Annotated in this window: 2 protein-coding genes; both read left to right on the top strand. The window is 67.8% G+C overall.

Annotated features, from left to right (window positions below; all coding sequences use genetic code 11):
• Positions 1-55: 55 nt before the first annotated feature.
• On the top strand, positions 56-364 hold the full coding sequence (locus tag ACGF12_RS38625; RefSeq protein WP_393041366.1) for a transposase: 309 nt from the start codon (positions 56-58) through the stop codon (positions 362-364).
• Entirely contained in the window at positions 361-1,251 is an 891-nt protein-coding gene (locus ACGF12_RS38630) for an IS3 family transposase (protein ID WP_393041369.1), read from the top strand. Before ACGF12_RS38625 ends, ACGF12_RS38630 begins: the two co-directional genes overlap by 4 nt.
• Positions 1,252-1,284 lie beyond the last annotated feature (33 nt).

The raw sequence follows: 1,284 nt of genomic DNA on the forward strand, positions 1-1,284 counted from the left end.
CTGCGGTTGGACACCTGGACACTGGGACGTATGAGCCCAGAGGAAGCAGTCACAGGTGGGAACCAAGAGCAACATGAGTAAGCGGTATACGGCGGAGTTCAAGCGGGACGCGGTGGCGCTGGTGCGCTCGTCGCCGCACCGGAACGTCACCGAGATTGCCCGGGATCTCGGGGTCAGTCCGGAGGGGCTGCGGGGGTGGGTCAAACAGGAGCGGACCGACCGGGGCGAGGGCCTGCCCGGTGAACTGACCAGCGCGGAGCGTGAGGAACTCACCCGGTTGCGGCGGCAGAACGTCGAGCAGCAGAAGACGATCGAGATCCTGCGCAAGGCGGCCGCCTATTTCGCGACCGAGACGACACGGTGATCCGCTTCCGTTTCGTTGATGATCACCACGGCGCCTGGGGCGTCAAGCGGATCTGCCGTGTCCTGGGGATCGCCCGCTCCTCGTTCTACGCCTGGCGGGCCGGTGAGCAGGCCCGTCGCGCCCGTGAGCGAGCCGAGGACCTGCTCGCCGCCGAGATCACCGTGATCCATCTCGCCTCCCGGGGCGCTTACGGCGTCCCGCGTGTGCACGCGCAGCTCCGTCGTCAGGGCCACCCGGTCAATCGGAAGAAGGTGGAGCGGATCATGCGCGAGCGCGGGATCGCGGGCGTCACTCGCCGCCGGCGCCGCAACCTGACCCGCCAGGCCCGCAAGCCGGTGTTCGCCCCGGACCTGATCGGGCGCGACTTCACCGCGCCCAGCCCCGGAGTGCGGCTGGTCGGCGACATGACCTGCCTGCCGACCGAGGAGGGCTGGCTCTACCTGGCCACGGCGATCGATCTCGCCACCCGCGAGGTCGTCGGGTATGCGATGGCCGACCACCACCGTGCCGAACTGCCGGTAGCCGCACTGCGGATGGCCGCCGCCCGCGGCGGCCTGGAGCGCGGCTGCATCTTTCACTCGGATCGCGGAAGCGAATATACGTCTGCTGAATTCCGTGGTGAGATAGGCAAGTTGGGCATGAGGCAGTCGATGGGCCGGGTTGGCTCCTGTTACGATAACGCCGCCGCCGAAAGTTTCTTCGCCGTACTGAAGGAAGAGATCGGCACCCGAGTCTGGCCGGACCGCGCCACCGCCCGGGCGGAAGTCTTCGCGTTCATCGAGACCTTCTATAACCGTCGGCGCCTGCGCAGGCACCCCGAGTGGGGCTACCTCACGCCACTCGAGATTCGGCGGCGGCACCGGCAAGGTCACACCCTCGCGGCGTAGACAGAGAGTGTCCAACCGCAGGGTGGAACTTCA

The organism is Kitasatospora sp. NPDC048296 (assembly GCF_043201815.1).
In the GTDB taxonomy this organism is placed as follows: domain Bacteria; phylum Actinomycetota; class Actinomycetes; order Streptomycetales; family Streptomycetaceae; genus Kitasatospora.